A 17,773-nucleotide genomic window follows, 5' to 3' on the forward strand; every position below is an offset into this window, starting at 1 on the left:
ATAAGCAACACATTATCTAACAACCATTTAAACCCATAATCACACATAAAAAACTAAATCGAATTGATTGTGAATAACACGTTATTAAAAGCCAACTTACTAAGAATAAAGTCATGAAATCTATGTAGTAAAAAGCTATCTTTGCAACTAGCTTTAAAACGCTCGCAATGATCCTTTTTTTCGGTGAACCCACAAAGAAAATTTATGCTGTACAATCACAGCAAGCTCTCTCTAACGACAACCTTCAAAAATTAGTTTGGCTACTAGGTAATGCTCCTCAAATCGAGGCCGATGCAGTTCCAGGAACCTATACAGGTCCTAGAGCAACTACCATAACTCCATGGTCTACTAATGCTGTTGAAATTACTCAAAACATGCAAATTCCAGGTATACAGCGTATAGAGGAGTTTAACTCCTGTCTGCCCGATGCCGACTACGACCGCATGTTACTAGTTAAATTTGATGGATTAAATCAATCTCAATTTGATATTAATGTTACTCCTGATCAAGTATTAGAAATTGATGACATCGCAGCTTACAACATGCAGGAAGGACTAGCTTTAAGTGATGATGAAATTGATTATTTAAATCAACTTGCCGAGCGTTTAGGGAGAAAGTTAACCGATTCTGAAGTATTTGGTTTTTCACAAGTAAACTCTGAGCATTGTCGTCATAAAATATTCAATGGTACCTTTATTATCGATGGTAAAGAACAACCTACTTCTTTATTTAAATTAATTAAGGAAACTAGTAAACAAAACCCTAATGAAATAGTTAGTGCTTACAGTGATAACGTTGCATTTATTCAAGGTCCACAAGCAGAACAATTTGCTCCTGCCAGCGCAGATAAACCTGATAAATACGTCAATAAGGATTTTGAATCTGTAATATCATTAAAAGCAGAAACCCATAATTTCCCAACCACTGTAGAACCATTTAATGGTGCTGCTACAGGAAGCGGTGGAGAAATACGTGATAGACTAGCTGGTGGACAAGGTTCTTTGCCTCTTGCAGGAACAGCTGTATACATGACCAGTTATTCACGATTAAATGATCAACGCCCATGGGAACGCGATTTTGAAGCACGTGAATGGTTGTATCAAACTCCATTGGACATACTTATCAAAGCCAGTAATGGAGCAAGTGATTTTGGCAACAAATTTGGACAACCATTAATAGCAGGCTCTGTACTTACATTCGAACATGACGAACATGTAGACCAAGAAAACCAATCTTCCCACGATCCACGTTATTTAGGTTACGACAAGGTGATCATGCTTGCTGGTGGAATAGGATATGGAAAAAAAGATCAAGCTCTTAAAAAAACACCCGATGCTGGCGATGATATCATCGTCATGGGTGGTGATAATTACCGTATAGGAATGGGTGGTGCTGCCGTAAGTAGCGCCGATACTGGTTCAATGGATAGCGGTATTGAATTAAATGCTGTTCAACGATCCAATCCCGAAATGCAAAAACGTGCGGCTAATGCCATTAGAGGAATGGTAGAAAGCGACAACAACACCATTAAATCCATTCACGATCATGGTGCTGGTGGACATTTAAATTGCTTATCAGAACTTGTAGAAGAAACAGGTGGAGTAATTGATGTAGACAAATTACCGGTAGGTGATCCTACTCTTTCTCGCAAAGAACTTATAGGTAATGAAAGCCAAGAACGTATGGGATTAGTAATGGAAGCTAGTGATACTCCAGTACTAGAACGTATAGCTCAACGTGAGCGTGCTCCTTTATATAAAGTAGGAACAGTTACCGGTGACAATAAATTTATTTTTAGTGAAAAAGATGGGCGCAGCCCGATGGATCTTGCTCTAGAAGACATGTTCGGTTCTAGTCCAAAGACCATTATGGATGATGTCACCATAAACAGAAAATATAACGACGTACAGTACATTCAAGATGAATTGACCTCTTACCTTAAAAAGGTTTTAAAACTAGAAGCTGTCGCAAGTAAGGACTGGTTAACAAATAAAGTAGACCGCTGTGTAACAGGTCGCGTAGCAAAACAACAAACCTGTGGTGAATTGCAGTTACCTCTTAATAATGTAGGTGTGATGGCTATGGATTATCAAGGTAAAAAAGGTGTTGCGACTACCATAGGTCACAGTCCTGTGAGTGCACTTATCGATCCTATCGCTGGATCTCGTAATTCCATTGCAGAGGCATTGAGTAATTTAGTATTTGCTCCGGTTGAGAAAGGTCTATCTGGTGTAAGTTTGAGTGCAAACTGGATGTGGCCATGTAACAATCCAGGAGAGGATGCTAGACTATATCAAGCAGTAAAAGCGGTAAGTGACTTTGCTATCGAATTAGGAATTAATATACCTACAGGAAAGGACTCCTTGAGTATGAAGCAAAAATATGCCGATAAAGATGTTTTATCTCCTGGAACAGTAATCATTAGTAGCGTGGCAGCTGTAGATGATATCACACGAATTGTAGAACCCGTTCTACAGCCAGATGATAATGCTCCTATTTACTACATTAATTTAAGTGGTGATTCTCACAAATTAGGTGGATCTAGTTTTGCACAAGTTTGTGATGCAATAGGTAATGAATGTCCGACAGTTGTAGATAGTTCCGCTTTCGCGAAAGCGTGGTCACAAATTCAAGCTCTCATAAAATCTGATAAAGTACTAGCTGGTCACGATATAGGAAGTGGTGGTCTTGTAACTACATTACTAGAGATGTGTTTTCCATCAACCAAGGTGGGAATGAAACTTGACCTTTCAGGCATTGGAGACGATTTAATAAAGGTTTTATTCTCAGAAAACATTGGTGTGGTCTTACAAACCACCCAAGATATAGATAATGAATTAAAAGATTGTGGAGTGCCTTTTTATAAGATAGGTACAGCGACAAACAAGCCTGTTATAGAGCTTAATGAGCTTGTTCTTGACGTGGCAGAATATCGCAAAGAATGGTACGAGACCTCTCACCTATTAGATCGTGAACAATCCTTTAACGGTAAGGCCGATGAACGAGCTGCTAATTATGAGCAGCAGCCTTTAAATTACCAATTTCCCGCATCCTTTGACGGAAAACTACCCGAACTACCAAAGCACAAAATAAAAGCAGCTGTAATCCGAGAAAAAGGAAGTAACAGTGAACGAGAAATGGCAAGAGCAATGCACCTTGCTGGTTTTGAGGTTATAGATGTTCACATGACTGATCTTATAAGCGGTCGTGAAACTCTTGAAGATGTGCAATTTATTGCTGCTGTTGGAGGTTTTTCTAACAGCGATGTTTTAGGAAGTGCCAAAGGTTGGGCCGGTGCATTTTTATATAACGACAAGGCAAACAAGGCATTGAAAAACTTTTTTGCACGACCAGATACGATGAGTTTAGGAGTATGTAATGGTTGTCAATTATTTGTGGAATTAGGATTGATAAATCCAGACCACGACATCAAACCAAAAATGCTTCATAACGATAGTAACAAATTTGAATGTCACTTTACTAGCGTAGAAATTGCAGCAAATAATTCTATTATGCTAGAATCACTAGCTGGTACAACCTTAGGAATTTGGGCAGCTCATGGAGAAGGAAAGTTCCTGTTACCTAAACAAAAAGAAGATTACAAGATCCCAGCCACTTATGCCTACACGGGATATCCTGCAAATCCTAATGGATCTGATTACAACGCTGCTATGTTGAACAGTGAGGATGGTAGACATCTTGTAATGATGCCACACCTAGAACGTTCTACATTCCCATGGAATTGGGCGCACTATCCTAAAGACCGTAAAGACGATGTAGTTTCTCCATGGTTAGAAGCATTTGTAAATGCTAGAAAATGGTGTGAAAAACAAAATTCCTAAGGAATTTGTTTTTATTAATATGATTAAAAAACACCTCTCTTAAGGAGGTGTTTTTTTAATTGTAAATTTCCATTTTATAATAAATCTAGATTTATACGGCACCATGCAATTTGTAGTTCATTATTTTTTACATTTTGGTTTTCCTTTTTTCATTGCCTATATATTCTTTAGGAAAAATTGGAAACGGGCTTATTTTATTCTTCTCGCAACCATGCTGGTAGATCTTGATCATCTAGTAGCAAATCCCATATTTCAAGAAAATAGATGTAGTATAAACTTTCATCCACTGCATACTTTTTATGCGATGGCATTTTATGTGGTGTTACTGTTTTTCCGCAAGCCATTCAATATCATTGGTATCGGTTTACTTTTTCATATGCTAACTGATTTTATAGATTGCTTAATGACCTACAGTAAATGTACCGATTGCCTAGTCTCCTCTCCTATTTATGAGAGTTTACAATCAATAAGTCAATTCTTGGGCATATAATTTTATCCCTATACTTAAGAATAGTTGATACTACTAGATGTAAAACAAATATTAAAATCATAACAAACACTTTTTTATATAGTAACTTTACACCAATCGTTAGGGGTGCCGTTGTGCTGAGATTATACCCTATGAACCTGAGATGTGTAATTACAGCGGAGGAAAACGAGACTTGTAACTAGTAAATAAGCATAAACCTACAAGCCACTTTCATTACCGTGAAAGTGGCTTTTTTAATATAATAATGACCCAACAAAGCATATGAATACGACCATTGACTTAATCAAAACGCAATCACCACTTATTCATAATATCACCAATTACGTGGTTATGAATAACACTGCTAATGCCTTACTAGCTATAGGAGCTTCACCAGTGATGGCTCATGCAATAGAAGAAGTTGAAGATATAACCACGATCTCATCATCTTTAGTAATCAATATGGGAACTCTTAGTAAATCTTGGGTAGCTGCCATGGAGCAAGCAATGAAAAAAGCAAAAGCAAATGGAATCCCTATCGTCTTTGATCCGGTTGGAGTAGGCGCGTCAAATTACCGTACGCAAACCGCTCTTCACCTAGCAGAAACTTACCAACCTGACGTAATTCGTGGTAATGCATCAGAAATTATGGCTCTGGCACAATTAAGTTCAAACACAAAAGGTGTTGACAGCACGATAGACTCTAATAACGCAGTGGATGCTGCTAGCACGCTTTCGCGAAAGCTGAATAATACGATTGTAATTAGTGGAGCTACAGATTATGTCGTGACTGGTGACAAAATTGAAGAAATTACGGGTGGAAGTGCGATGATGCCTAAAATAACAGGAATGGGATGTACCGCAACCAGTATTATAGGCGCTTGTGTAGCAGTTAACAAAGACATACATAAAGGAGCTCGCGATGGAATGGAAATTATGAGTAAGGCTGGTGAGCAAGCTGAGTCTAAATCCAATGGACCTGGTAGCTTTCAAATGAATTTTATAGACGCGTTGTTTCAACTCACATAGAATATGAATAAAGCAGACTATTCTCTTATGTATGTGACTGATGAGCGCATTACAGAAGATGCTCTCTTTTTCGACACGCTACAATCCAGCTTAAAAGGTGGTGTTACTATAGTGCAACTTAGGGAAAAGCTTCTGGATACTAGAGATTTTTATAATCGCGCCCTTAAAACAAAAGAGATCTGTGATTATTACAATGTGCCATTGATAATTAACGATAGAATTGATATCGCTTTAAGCATCAACGCCCATGGTGTTCATATTGGTCAACAGGATTTACCACCAGCAATCACTAGAAAAATTTTAGGATCAGATAAAATTATCGGTTGGTCAGTAAGCAATGAGGAACAAGCTCTTAAGGCTAATAGCCTAGAGATTGATTACATAGGTCTTTCTCCTGTATTTAGCACGGCGACTAAAACGGAAAATTTAGAAAAGCCATTAGGAATTTCAGGTTTATCAAGAATAAAGTCCATAAGCAACAAACCCATTATATGTATAGGAGGAATTGACCATTCAAATACAGAAGTACTTATAGAAAGTGGTGCAGAAGGAATTGCTGTGGTATCCGCTATATCAACCTCTGAGCAACCTCAACAAGCAACTGAAAATTTTAAAAAATTATTATGTCGAATTGGTACCAACAAATAAATAAATCTACCGGTAGTATTCTTGCTAAGATTCAAAATCAGCCTTTCATAAAAGAACTTATGCAAGGTACATTATCTAAAGATGTATTTCAGTTTTACATTAATCAAGATGCCTTGTATTTAGCACAATACAAAAAAGTTCTTGCCCTTGTTGGAATAAAATGCCGTGATGAAAATGAAACCCAGTTTTTTCTAGATGCAGCAACAGGAATCATACATGTTGAAAATGCTCTTCATCAACATTTTGTAAATGCCGATTCGTTTACCACAATAGCATCACCTACTTGTGAGCTGTATACCAGTTATTTGACTAGAATTGCTCATGAAAAATCTATTGCAGTAAGTATAGCAGCTGTTTTACCATGCTTTACTATTTACAAACAAATAGGCGATTATATTCTTGACAACCAAACCGATAAAGATAATAATCCTTACCAAGAATGGATTAACACCTATGGTGGTGAGGAGTTTGCAGGATCTGTAGAACAAGCAATCAATATTGCAAACAAGTATGCACAAACAGCTAATCAAGAAGAACTCGAAATGATGAACCAAGCCTTTTTAAAAGCATCACAATTAGAGTGGATGTTTTGGGATAGCGCTTATAGAAAGGAACAATGGGAAATTTAAAAAACACTTACCATACAGTACTTACCATTGCCGGTAGCGATAGTGGTGGCTGTGCTGGTATACAGGCAGATATAAAGAGTATTTCTGCTTGTGGTGCATTTGCTGCCAGTGTGATTACAGCCACAACAGCACAAAATACGCAAGGCGTTTTTGATATTCACCCTATACCGATTGATCATATAGAAAAACAACTAGACGCTGTTTTTACCGACATAACCTTTCAAGCGGTAAAAATAGGCATGTTACATTCTTGTGAGGTGATTAAACTTATTTCAAAAAAGCTACAAGAGTATCAGGCAGTAAATGTGGTAATAGATCCTGTGATGGTAGCGACTTCAGGTGATAGATTAATCACCAACGAGGCGCTGCAAAGCTTGAAATCATTACTGCCACAAGCCTATTTGATCACACCAAATTCTAAGGAAGCAGAACTACTACTAGAACAAGAAATTAATCCCAAAAATGCACAAGAAGCGGCTCAACAACTTGGTAAAAAATACCGGACCTCAGTCTTATTAAAAGGCGGTCATATGGATCATGCTCCTGATGAAATGGTTGATATTTTATACAACTTTGAAACCGCTCAAACCATTCTGTTCAAAAATCCTAAAGTAGAAACCCGTCACACTCATGGCACAGGCTGCAGTTTATCATCTAGCATCGCTACTTTTTTAAGTAAAGGATATTCCTTGGAGAAATCAGTTGACAATGCATGCCAATACATCAATTCGGCAATTTTAAATGCTAAGGATAAGATATTAGGAAAAGGCAATGGTCCCATCAATCATTTTGGATTGTAATTGTTAATGAGGATGTATTTTAGGTACGCTTTCGCGAAAGCGTAATCAAATCAAGCAACTGTAAATCAAACAATCACCTTGGAAAAAGCTTATTAATCCATATCTTTAAGCTGAATATAAAAGGTGTAAAAATGACCAAAAAGTTAACTCCTATATTTTGTTTACTACTCTTTCTAATAGTAACCAGTTGCACATTAGAATCTGAATTTTCTTTACCCAACAATGAGGCAATTGATAGTGAGTTATTGGGTTTATGGAGCCCAACAAATAACCCGAAAGAATCCGTAAAAATAGAACGTCACACTGAGAAAAGATACAAGTTAACTCTAATAGATGGAGATGATCAAGAGGAGTTAATCGCCTACCCTACTACCATAAGAGAAAGAAAAATTTTGACTATAATCACGGAAGATGAAGTTGGTCTGAGTTACCAATTTTATGGGATCTCAATGATAAACAACTCTCTTACCTATAGTGAAGTCAATAATCAAATAAGAGAGGAAAAATTTGAATCCCAACAAGATTTATATGATTTTTTCCTCACTCATATTGAGAAAGATTATTTTTTTAAGAATCCTGAAACTTTAAAAAAAATATCCCATTAATCTAAAATGCATTACTTGGGATCAACGGTTTAAATTGAAAGTTATAAAGTAAAAATCTGAATCATAATCTTATTGTTTTTACAAGTCACTTATTTAAGAAATCTTACCTTCGTCATAATTTTTACAGCCCTTTTGGGGCTATTTTTAAACAGCTATAATGACACAATTTTGGACTAAAAAATCCGAAGAAGAGATTAAGAAGATTGTATTTAATGCATTAGATAAAAATATAAATTATGACAAGGAAGGAGTTATAGGGGTACCTGCTTCCTATTTAGACGACAAGGTTTTTAATCAAGATGCTACCTTTCTTAAAGACGCTCCTTTTATGTACGCACTGGTGAAAAATCCCAATCACATAGGTTGTCATACTTTAGGAAATTCCGAATCTTTTTTTGAAGGTACACATGCAATTGAAAAGGATCTTATTGAAATTTGTGCTGTAGATATTTTAAAAGGAATACCATATGAACAAGATGGTTACGTAGCATCAGGAGGAACTGAAGCTAATATTCAGGCCATTTGGATTTATCGTAACTATTACATGCAACAAATGAATGCATCTCGTGATGAGATAGCAATTGTTTGTAGTAAAGACAGCCATTATTCCATGGATAAAGCTGCAAATCTATTATCGATCAATATTCACAAATATGATGTAAATGAACATACTAGGGAAATTACAGCAGCAAGTGTCGAGCAAACTCTTACTAGCGCAAAAAACAAGGGTATAAAATACTTTATTGTGGTTGCAAACATGATGACAACCATGTATGGATCAGTTGATAATATTGAAACAATAATAGATTCTTTAAAAAAACTGAAGTGTGAATATAAAATCCATGTAGATGGTGCTTACGGTGGTTTTTACTACCCTTTTACCATTAAAAACAACTTACTTACCTTTAAAAATCCTGAAATCACATCCTTTACACTTGATGCTCATAAAATGGCACAGTCTCCTTATGGAACAGGAATTTTCTTGATAAGGAAAGGTTTTATGAAGTATGTAAACACCCAAGAAGCAAGTTATGTGGAAGGTCAAGATTTTACACTTGTAGGTAGCCGTTCAGGAGCCAATGCTATCGCGGTGTGGATGATATTGGCAAAAAATGGACCTTATGGTTGGCAGGAAAAAATATTTATACTTCAAAAAAGAGCTGAATGGATTTGTAAGGAGCTAGAGCAACTTAACATAAAATACTATCGTAACCCCATGTCGAACATCGTTACGATAGGATCCAGCTATTTAAATCCAGAATTGGTAAAAAAATATGGTCTAGTACCAGACAATCATGTATCACCTAAATGGTATAAAATTGTAATTATGGAGCACGTTACTGTAGATAAACTAGCTCTTTTCATCAATGACATCAAGGAAACTGTTTAAACAGCTTTGAACTATAGAAGAGCGAAATTTATACGACACCTAATAGCGTATAGCATTAGATAGATTAAATCTAATCGGTATTCGTAAATAGCTTTTTTTATTTTTTTAAGATTTATCCTTCAAGGATACTACTACTTTTGGCATCTGAATTTTTCTAAAACTTGAAGGAGAAAAGAACTCATATTTTAAGTGCTATTGTACTTGCTGCCATTTATGTATTTGGAATAGTTAACTGCATTAATACAGTTAATATTTCACATGTTTCTATTCAAGAAAATAACATATCCACAGATAAAATAGAATCTGTTGGGAATGACCTATTCGCCCATGCTACGCCTTCGGATAGCAGCATTTTTAGTCTTACTGAATACAGCGACTATAATGATTTTAGAAGTAAGACATCACCATCATTCCATAGCTCTCTTATATTTTCAAATGAAACAAAGGCAAGAGTAAAACAATATACCAATTATCATTTTTCTATATCATTTAGGTATAGAAAATCAGACCTAATATTTCCTTTTCATTACTTCTGGTAGTTAGAAGCTTTTTAATCTGAATCAGATTAAAGCTACGATAAAGTGCTGTAACCTTTACAGTACTAAAAAACATACTATCAATTTAAAATAAAATGATGAATACAGGAATAGCCTTTATAGGCATCGTTTGTGTTGCAATTTGTGCAATACCGTTTTTACTCACATACAGCTCACGTAAAAGAAAACAAAATTTAGAAAAGAAGGAATTTGATACTTTCTTAATGAAACATCAAGCACAACTCGATTATAGCGAGTCTTGTGGTAACTATCATATCGGAATAGACCAGAATAAAATGAAATTGTATTTTCACCTTCATACAAAGCACCTCATAGATCAGGAAGTGGTTAACCTTGATGAAATGAGTCATGCCGAAACTAAACGACATAATTCTAAAAAGGGAACTATAGATAAGCTCGTGATGATACTCTATCCTAAGGACAAAAACCTACCTAGTACTTTTTTAGATTTTTATGATATCAATTTAAGTTATTTGCCTAGTGGTGAAATTGAATCTATTGAAAAATGGCAAGACGTTATAAACAAAACCATTAAACATAATTAAAGTCCATAATGTGGTTTTTCATTTTTTTATTTTCACAATAAGAATGAAAAACCACATCAAATTCTGACAATTTTCTTGAGAAGAATCTTAAAAAATTAATACAATAAACTCTATTAACACAAGATTAATACTCTACAACAACTAATCATAAATAACTGATTAACAATACTTTATTTTAGTGTTAATGATTTTTACAGCGTTAAAATATTACTATCATTTTAGATAGTTATTGCTCACCAATAACACTATAGTTACTTTTGCTACTATAATTTTTATAGTACAATATTGATATGGAACATACAGACATTATAGAAGCATTAAAGTGGAGATACACAACAAAATCTTTTGACCCTTCTAAAAAAATATCTAAGGAAAATGAAGAAAAAATTAAAGAATTACTTCAGTGGAGCCCTTCATCAATTAATTCTCAACCTTGGCATTTCGTATTAACGTCAAGTGAAGAAGGAAAAAAACGACTTGCAAAAGGAACCGCTGGATTTTTTAGCTTTAATGAATCCAAAGTGACTCAAGCTTCACATGTTGTCTTGTTTTGTACAAAAACTGAAATTAGCGATCAATATTTAAGCGAAGTAACAGATAAAGAAGATGAAGATGGTCGTTTTGCAAATGAAGATTTAAAGGAACAAAACCTAGGAGCCAAAAAATTATTTACTAATATTCATAGGTATGACTTAAAGGATGCCCAACATTGGATGGAAAAACAAGTTTATTTAAACATTGGTAATTTCCTTCTAGGTGTGGCTGCACTTGGAATAGATGCTGTACCTATGGAAGGTATTGATATGAAAGCCCTAGATGAAGAGTTAGGTTTACGTGAGAAAGGCTTTTCTTCTATTGTTATGGTTGGATTGGGTTACCGATCTGAAGATGATTTTAATGCCAAGCTACCTAAATCTCGTTTGAATCAGGACGACATTATCACCGTGATATAGTAAAAATTAGAATTTAAGTGAACAAAGCCTTTGAGAATACTCAAAGGCTTTGTCTATTAACAACATATTAATTCATCTAGGTATTCAACAGGATTATCTTTGTTGATGTAATGAATCCATTAGTCATGAATAAAGTAATCCCGTTTTTACTGAGTATTATTTTCTTGAGCTGTCAAACTGAACAGAAAAAACAAATTACCCAAGTAATTTCCTTTAAAGGTCAACAAGTGACTGGTGTAACTGCTACAAATACAGGAAGATTATTTGCTAATTTTCCTAGATGGCGCAACAATGTTGAAAATTCAGTCGTTGAAATTTCAGATTCTGGGGTTGCGACACCTTATCCCAGTAAAGATTGGAACAACTGGAAACTAGGAGCTCCTATCCATGATAGCTTATTTGTTGCGGTTCAATCGGTGGTAGCCTTTGAAGACCATTTATATGTTCTAGATACAAGAAACCCATTGTTCAAAGGGGTTATTGGACAACCTCGAATTTATGATTTTGATTTAAATACCAATCAACTGCTCAACACATACTTTCTGTCTCAAGGTAGTTATCATCATGACTCATATATCAATGACCTTAGAGTTGATAAAAAATTAAATAAAATTTATTGTACAGATTCTGGTCATGCCGGTCTCGTCATTATTGATATGGAATCTGGAAATTCTATCAGAGTTTTGGATAATCATGAATCTACGTTAGCACAAGTAAACAAACTTACTTTTGACAACGGTGATTGGAAAAACACGGTTCATTCCGATGGTATTGCCCTAGATACTGTAAATGACGAATTATATTTTCATGCACTTACAGGTTATAAATTATATAAGATTTCAACGCAGTCACTTAACTCTGGCAATTTAAATATCATAAAGAACAACGTGCAGTTTGTGGCACAAACTCCAGCTCCAGATGGAATGATAATAGATAGCAACGGAATACTTTATTTAGCTGATCTTGAAAAAAATAAGATTATGCAGTATAATATTAATCTAGGAAAACTGTCTGTTTTAGCTCAGGGCGAAAACATAAAATGGGCAGACACATTTACACTACACGACAATAAACTGTATTACACAAATTCTAGAATTAATGAGGCTAAAGATGACATAAGCCAACTAGAATTTTCAATTAATTACATTGAATTATAAATTCAAGTTATTCTAATGGATGAATAATTTTGTTTTCAGGAATTTCAGAAATAACTTCCTTCATGATGTCTTGAATCATCAATTGGAGTTTATTAAGTAGCGTTTTCTTCACAAAATACTTATGAGTAATTATTCCTACCGATCTGGATGGAACAGGTGTATCAAAATGTACCAATTTACCTTGATCATGCTCGGTAAAATCTAAGGTAGCTATTTGCGGTAATATAGTTAAACCATTACTTGCTTTGGTAAATCTTATAAGGCCGTCTAGCGATCCAGATCTAAATTCGAGATTAGAATCTTCATCAACCTGTCGAGAAGACTGTTCACAAATTTGATGTACTTGAGTTTGTAAACAATGACCTTGTTTTAATAACCACAACTTGGAATAATCTAAATTTTTAATAGAAATAGGTCCTTCAGTAGATTTTTCCCTGCAATCATAACTTAAAAACGGTTCAACAAACAATTCTTTTTCATTAAGATCTTTATCCTTTATAGGTAAAGCGAGTAAGCCAATATCTAAAGATCGATTTTTTATAGCTGCTACGATCTCGTCAGTTTGTAATTCATCCACAATTAAATTTACATAAGGAAATTTAGTGGCAAACTTGTGTAAAAATAAGGGTAATAAGTAAGGAGCTATTGTGGGAATCACCCCTATTTTTAATTCACCCATGAGCTCACCTTTCAACTCTTTAACCAGTGCTCCTAACAGTCCAATATCATTGTTTATAGTCCTTAAACGTTCAACGATTATAGCTCCTTCACGAGTGACCGAAACAGGTTTGGACTTACGATTAAAAATTTTAATTCCAATTTCATCTTCAAACCTTGCAATCATCGTGCTTAAGGTAGATTGACTTACAAAGCATTTATCAGCTGCGGCTTCAAAATTTCTTAAATCAACCACCGCTAGAATGTATTTAAACTGTTGAATGTTCATATACAAATATAATATCTACCATGTCGATATTAACATTGATTTTTTAGTTTTTATAAATAAAACAACGCGCCTAGTTTTGTACCAAATTCAATTAAACAATACACTATGCGCAAGATTTTAATAATTTCCGCAATTGCACTGGTAGCTATAGCATCCGTAGCTTTTACCATGCATGTTAACAGTTATTCAGACAAGACTTCAACGTCTGAATCTGGCGGCTGTCCATTTGGTTTTGACCAACCTAAATCAACAGGAAACAGAATTAAAGGAGAAGGAAAAACCAATCAAGAATGGTGGCCTAATTCATTAGATTTAAGTGTCCTTAGACAAAACAGCGATAAATCAAATCCACTAGGAGAAGATTTTGATTACAAAAAAGAATTTGAAAGTTTAGACTATGCGGCTTTAAAAGCTGATGTAGAAAAAGCACTTACCGATTCAAAAGATTGGTGGCCAGCAGACTTTGGTAACTATGGTGGATTATTCATAAGAATGGCATGGCACAGTGCCGGTACTTATAGAACTGGTGATGGTCGTGGTGGTACACGAGAAGGTAAACAACGTTTTGCTCCTCAAAACAGTTGGCCTGATAACGCAAACCTAGATAAGGCAAGAAGATTACTTTGGCCAGTTAAACAAAAATACGGTCAAAAAATTTCATGGGCAGATTTAATGATTCTGGCGGGAAATGTATCCTTTGAATCCATGGGCTTTGAAACACTAGGCTTTGCTGCTGGTAGAGAAGATACATGGGAACCACAAACAAGTGTTTATTGGGGTTCAGAAAATGAAATGCTAGGTGACGATAGATTCAATGAAGAAAGAGAACTAGAACAACCACTTGCTGCTGCACAAATGGGATTAATTTATGTAAACCCAGAAGGACCAAATGGAAATCCAGATCCAGTACTTGCAGCACACGACATACGTAAAACCTTTGGACGTATGGGAATGAACGACGAGGAAACAGTTGCTCTTATTGCTGGTGGACATACCTTAGGTAAAACACATGGTGCCGCGAGTGGTGAGAATTTAGGAAACGCTCCAGAAGAATCAGGAATTGAAGAACAAGGATTAGGATGGAGCAGCACTTTTAAATCTGGTAAAGGAGCCGATGCTGTTACGTCGGGTCTTGAAGTAACCTGGACTCTTACTCCTACACAATGGAGTAATGGATATTTTAAATCACTTTTTGAAAATGAATGGAAACTAGTAAAAAGTCCTGGTGGCGCACATCAATACGAGGCTGTAAATCCTAAAAAAATGTATCCACATGCCTTTGATAAGGATAAAGAAGTTAAACCTACCATGCTCGTAACTGATCTATCGATGATTAAAGATCCAGAGTATCGTAAGATTTCTAAAAGATTTTATGAAAACCCAAAGGAATTTGATAAAGCTTTCGCGAAAGCGTGGTTCAAACTAACACATAGAGATATGGGTCCTAAATCCACTTACCTAGGACCTGAAGTTCCTGCGGAAGAATTTATCTGGCAAGATCCTATTCCTGCTTTAGATCACAAACTGGTTTCTACTAAAGATGTTGATCGACTTAAAAAAGAAATCAAAAACTCTGGTTTAAGTACTAGTGAATTAGTTTCAACAGCATGGGCTGCCGCAGCTACTTACCGAGATGGTGATAGACGTGGTGGAGCAAATGGCGGTAGAATAAGATTAGAACCACAAGTAAGCTGGGAATCAAACAACCCGAATCAACTTAAAAAAGTTTTAAAAGTTTATGAGGAAATAAAATCAAATTTTGATTCCAATACTACAAAAATTTCTATAGCCGATTTAATTGTTCTAGGTGGAAATGTAGCTATAGAAGACGCTGCAAAAAAAGCAGGATATACCATTAAAGTTCCTTTTACACCTGGTAGAATGGATGCGTCACAAGAACAAACAGATATTGATGGTGTTAACCTGCTAGAACCTATCGCCGATGGTTTTAGAAACTACCAAGAAAAAGAATATACGCTTACCCCAGAACAATTACTGATTGACAAGGCTCAACAACTTACATTAAGTGCGCCAGAAATGACGGTCCTCGTAGGTGGTTTGAGAGCCCTAGGAGCAAACTACGATAATTCGTATTTAGGAGTTTTAACTGATAATCCTGGTGTACTTACTAATGATTTCTATCGCAATCTTTTAAGTATGGATTATAAATGGAAAGCTGTTGAAGGAGAAAACAATCTGTTTGAAATCATCGATCGTTCCAACAATAAAGTAATGTGGAAAGCAACTAGAGCAGATCTTATTTTTGAATCAAATTCAGAATTAAGAGCTTTATCTGAAGTTTATGCCAGTGACGATGCCAAGGAGCGATTTATAAACGACTTTGTACAAGCATGGAGTAAAGTAATGAATCTAGATCGATTCGACATTAATTAAAGAGTAATTGATTTTTATGATAAGCGGTTTTAAAAATTTTTAAAACCGCTTTTTTTATTCTTAACTTATTTTGAACCTAAGCCACACGCCTAATTCTTATTTTTACCACATGACCCAATTGAAACCTATTAATGCGTTTACATCTACCTTACCTGCAGATCCAGTAGATGAAAATTACCGACGACAAGTAAGTCAAGTAGCGTACTCTTTTGTACAACCAGAACACTTTATTGATAGTGAGGTACGACATACATCATCGCTAACCGAAGAGCTAGGTTGGGATCCCATTTATGTGGCTAGCAATGAATTTAAAGCTGTATTTGGCAGTAAGCAAATTATAGAAAATAGCAAGCCTTATGCAATGGCCTATGCTGGTCATCAATTTGGTAATTGGGCTGGTCAATTGGGTGATGGTCGCGCTATCAATCTTTTTCAACTAGAAACGGATATTGGATTGCAAACCTTTCAACTTAAAGGGGCAGGACCTACACCCTATTCAAGAAATGGAGATGGATATGCAGTTTTAAGGTCCTCTATAAGAGAATACCTGTGTGCAGAAGCAATGCATCACCTTGGCGTTCCAACCACACGTTCACTCACAATAGCTACAACTGGTAAACAAGTATTAAGGGATGTTATGTATGATGGAAATCCACAGTATGAACAAGGTGCGATAGTTTGTCGGGTAGCTCCTAGTTTTATAAGGTTTGGTAATTTTGAATTATTTGCGGCACAAGGAGATCAAGAAAACTTAAGAAAACTGCTGGATTATACGATTGAGCATCACTTTCCACAGGTCACTACACTTGATAAAAAAGGATATCTAGAATTTTTTGAAATTGTGGCTCAACGCACATTGGACATGATTATCCACTGGCAACGAGTAGGATTTGTTCATGGGGTAATGAATACAGATAACATGAGTATCCTGGGCCTTACGATTGATTATGGACCGTATGGATGGTTAGAACCTTATGACCACGGTTGGACTCCAAATACGACTGACCGACAACACAAAAGATACCGTTATGGTGCACAACCTGAAATTGGATTGTGGAATTTGCTTCAGCTGGCAAATGCACTCTATGAAATAATCGATGATCAATCTGGACTAGAACAAGTTTTAGACAATTACAAAATTCAATATCAAGAAAAACATCTTGATATGATGAGGAATAAGCTAGGTTTTCTTCATAAAGATAGTATTGATCAACAATTAGTAACACAGCTCATACGAACCCTTCATCTTCACGAGGTAGATTACACGTTCTTTTTCAGGGAATTGCAGCATTTGGACAGAAACATGGATACTATCATTATGCTAGATAAACTTGCCATTGCTTTTTATGATTTTGAACAATTAAGTGAACCTCATCGATTAAGATGGTTGGACTGGTTATCGGTTTATAAGTCACGAATTCAACTAGATTATTCTAAATTTCTTGAATCCAAACAGTTTACTAATAATGATGAGGATGTTGTTAATCTCGCTTTCGCGAAAGCGAGATCTGAAAAATTAATTACAACAAATCCTAAATACGTCCTGCGTAATTACATAGCTCAACAAATTATTGATCAAGCTGAAAAAGGGAATTATACCATGTTCAACGAAGTTTATCGGGTATTGCAACATCCATATGACGAGCAACCAGAATTTGAAAAATACTATGCCAAAAGACCTGAATGGGCCAAAACTAAAGTGGGCTGCAGTATGTTAAGTTGTAGTAGTTAAACAACTTAAAACTTATAGGTGTTAAATTTTCATTTTCCACATCGTTATAATTGGAATTATTCCTATTTTTGGAACTA

15 protein-coding genes and 1 riboswitch are annotated in these 17,773 nt (G+C 35.5%); of the genes, 14 read left to right on the plus strand and 1 reads right to left on the minus strand.

Annotated elements, in window-relative coordinates; all coding sequences use genetic code 11:
- The first annotated feature begins 167 nt into the window (after positions 1–167).
- The 12 genes from purL to HCN53_RS05470 all read left to right on the plus strand — a co-directional run bounded on the left by purL (position 168) and on the right by HCN53_RS05470 (position 12,624).
- Positions 168–3,842, plus strand: coding sequence for a phosphoribosylformylglycinamidine synthase (gene purL, locus HCN53_RS05415; RefSeq protein ID WP_167342272.1), 3,675 nt, complete (start codon positions 168–170; stop codon positions 3,840–3,842).
- Positions 3,843–3,945: 103 nt separating this feature from the next.
- Positions 3,946–4,332, plus strand: a complete 387-nt coding sequence (locus HCN53_RS13070) for a DUF6122 family protein (RefSeq protein WP_167342273.1) — start codon at positions 3,946–3,948, stop codon at positions 4,330–4,332.
- Between the two features lie 91 nt (positions 4,333–4,423).
- Positions 4,424–4,513, plus strand: a riboswitch (TPP riboswitch).
- Between the two features lie 80 nt (positions 4,514–4,593).
- Positions 4,594–5,340, plus strand: a complete 747-nt coding sequence (thiM, locus tag HCN53_RS05425; protein WP_085775009.1) for a hydroxyethylthiazole kinase — start codon at positions 4,594–4,596, stop codon at positions 5,338–5,340.
- A 3-nt stretch (positions 5,341–5,343) separates the two neighbouring features.
- Complete coding sequence (gene thiE, locus HCN53_RS05430) at positions 5,344–5,988, plus strand: thiamine phosphate synthase (protein ID WP_167342274.1); 645 nt, start codon at positions 5,344–5,346, stop codon at positions 5,986–5,988.
- Positions 5,964–6,617, plus strand: coding sequence for a thiaminase II (gene tenA / locus HCN53_RS05435; RefSeq protein WP_167342275.1), 654 nt, complete (start codon positions 5,964–5,966; stop codon positions 6,615–6,617). The genes thiE and tenA overlap by 25 nt, the downstream gene beginning before the upstream one ends.
- On the plus strand, positions 6,605–7,417 hold the full coding sequence (gene thiD / locus HCN53_RS05440; RefSeq protein WP_167342276.1) for a bifunctional hydroxymethylpyrimidine kinase/phosphomethylpyrimidine kinase: 813 nt from the start codon (positions 6,605–6,607) through the stop codon (positions 7,415–7,417). Before tenA ends, thiD begins: the two co-directional genes overlap by 13 nt.
- 131 nt (positions 7,418–7,548) lie before the next feature.
- The gene (locus HCN53_RS05445) at positions 7,549–8,022 is read left to right on the plus strand and encodes a hypothetical protein (RefSeq protein WP_167342277.1); all 474 of its coding nucleotides are present in this window, start codon (positions 7,549–7,551) and stop codon (positions 8,020–8,022) included.
- A gap of 157 nt (positions 8,023–8,179) precedes the next feature.
- Complete coding sequence (locus tag HCN53_RS05450) at positions 8,180–9,412, plus strand: pyridoxal phosphate-dependent decarboxylase family protein (RefSeq protein ID WP_167342278.1); 1,233 nt, start codon at positions 8,180–8,182, stop codon at positions 9,410–9,412.
- 161 nt (positions 9,413–9,573) lie between these two features.
- Positions 9,574–9,951, plus strand: coding sequence for a hypothetical protein (locus HCN53_RS05455; RefSeq protein WP_167342279.1), 378 nt, complete (start codon positions 9,574–9,576; stop codon positions 9,949–9,951).
- Positions 9,952–10,046: 95 nt separating this feature from the next.
- Positions 10,047–10,514, plus strand: a complete 468-nt coding sequence (locus HCN53_RS05460) for a hypothetical protein (protein ID WP_167342280.1) — start codon at positions 10,047–10,049, stop codon at positions 10,512–10,514.
- Between the two features lie 290 nt (positions 10,515–10,804).
- Positions 10,805–11,467, plus strand: a complete 663-nt coding sequence (locus HCN53_RS05465; RefSeq protein WP_042277895.1) for an oxygen-insensitive NAD(P)H-dependent nitroreductase NfsB — start codon at positions 10,805–10,807, stop codon at positions 11,465–11,467.
- A gap of 125 nt (positions 11,468–11,592) precedes the next feature.
- Positions 11,593–12,624, plus strand: a complete 1,032-nt coding sequence (locus HCN53_RS05470) for an L-dopachrome tautomerase-related protein (protein WP_167342281.1) — start codon at positions 11,593–11,595, stop codon at positions 12,622–12,624.
- A 7-nt stretch (positions 12,625–12,631) separates the two neighbouring features.
- Here the strand turns inward: HCN53_RS05470 and HCN53_RS05475 are convergent, their stop codons facing one another.
- Complete coding sequence (locus HCN53_RS05475; RefSeq protein ID WP_167342282.1) at positions 12,632–13,570, minus strand: LysR substrate-binding domain-containing protein; 939 nt, start codon at positions 13,568–13,570, stop codon at positions 12,632–12,634.
- 105 nt (positions 13,571–13,675) lie between these two features.
- On the opposite strand from HCN53_RS05475, the gene katG reads away from it, so the two are divergent.
- Both katG and HCN53_RS05485 read left to right on the plus strand, forming a co-directional pair.
- On the plus strand, positions 13,676–15,964 hold the full coding sequence (katG, locus tag HCN53_RS05480) for a catalase/peroxidase HPI (protein ID WP_167342283.1): 2,289 nt from the start codon (positions 13,676–13,678) through the stop codon (positions 15,962–15,964).
- Positions 15,965–16,073: 109 nt separating this feature from the next.
- Positions 16,074–17,696 carry a protein adenylyltransferase SelO gene (locus tag HCN53_RS05485; protein WP_167342284.1) on the plus strand — a complete coding sequence of 541 codons (1,623 nt, stop codon included), beginning with the start codon at positions 16,074–16,076 and terminating at the stop codon, positions 17,694–17,696.
- The last annotated feature ends 77 nt before the right edge of the window (positions 17,697–17,773 follow it).

The organism is Nonlabens sp. SY33080 (assembly GCF_011784885.1).
GTDB classification, from domain to species: Bacteria; Bacteroidota; Bacteroidia; order Flavobacteriales; family Flavobacteriaceae; genus Nonlabens; species Nonlabens tegetincola.

What these genes read in the sequence shown, in the direction of transcription:
- purL (WP_167342272.1), top strand. Translation starts at nt 168, where the DNA reads ATGATCCTTTTTTTCGGTGAACCCACAAAGAAAATTTATGCTGTACAA.
- HCN53_RS13070 (WP_167342273.1), top strand. Translation starts at nt 3,946, where the DNA reads ATGCAATTTGTAGTTCATTATTTTTTACATTTTGGTTTTCCTTTTTTC.
- thiM (WP_085775009.1), top strand. Translation starts at nt 4,594, where the DNA reads ATGAATACGACCATTGACTTAATCAAAACGCAATCACCACTTATTCAT.
- thiE (WP_167342274.1), top strand. Translation starts at nt 5,344, where the DNA reads ATGAATAAAGCAGACTATTCTCTTATGTATGTGACTGATGAGCGCATT.
- tenA (WP_167342275.1), top strand. Translation starts at nt 5,964, where the DNA reads ATGTCGAATTGGTACCAACAAATAAATAAATCTACCGGTAGTATTCTT.
- thiD (WP_167342276.1), top strand. Translation starts at nt 6,605, where the DNA reads ATGGGAAATTTAAAAAACACTTACCATACAGTACTTACCATTGCCGGT.
- HCN53_RS05445 (WP_167342277.1), top strand. Translation starts at nt 7,549, where the DNA reads ATGACCAAAAAGTTAACTCCTATATTTTGTTTACTACTCTTTCTAATA.
- HCN53_RS05450 (WP_167342278.1), top strand. Translation starts at nt 8,180, where the DNA reads ATGACACAATTTTGGACTAAAAAATCCGAAGAAGAGATTAAGAAGATT.
- HCN53_RS05460 (WP_167342280.1), top strand. Translation starts at nt 10,047, where the DNA reads ATGAATACAGGAATAGCCTTTATAGGCATCGTTTGTGTTGCAATTTGT.
- HCN53_RS05465 (WP_042277895.1), top strand. Translation starts at nt 10,805, where the DNA reads ATGGAACATACAGACATTATAGAAGCATTAAAGTGGAGATACACAACA.
- HCN53_RS05470 (WP_167342281.1), top strand. Translation starts at nt 11,593, where the DNA reads ATGAATAAAGTAATCCCGTTTTTACTGAGTATTATTTTCTTGAGCTGT.
- HCN53_RS05475 (WP_167342282.1), bottom strand. Translation starts at nt 13,570, where the DNA reads ATGAACATTCAACAGTTTAAATACATTCTAGCGGTGGTTGATTTAAGA.
- katG (WP_167342283.1), top strand. Translation starts at nt 13,676, where the DNA reads ATGCGCAAGATTTTAATAATTTCCGCAATTGCACTGGTAGCTATAGCA.
- HCN53_RS05485 (WP_167342284.1), top strand. Translation starts at nt 16,074, where the DNA reads ATGACCCAATTGAAACCTATTAATGCGTTTACATCTACCTTACCTGCA.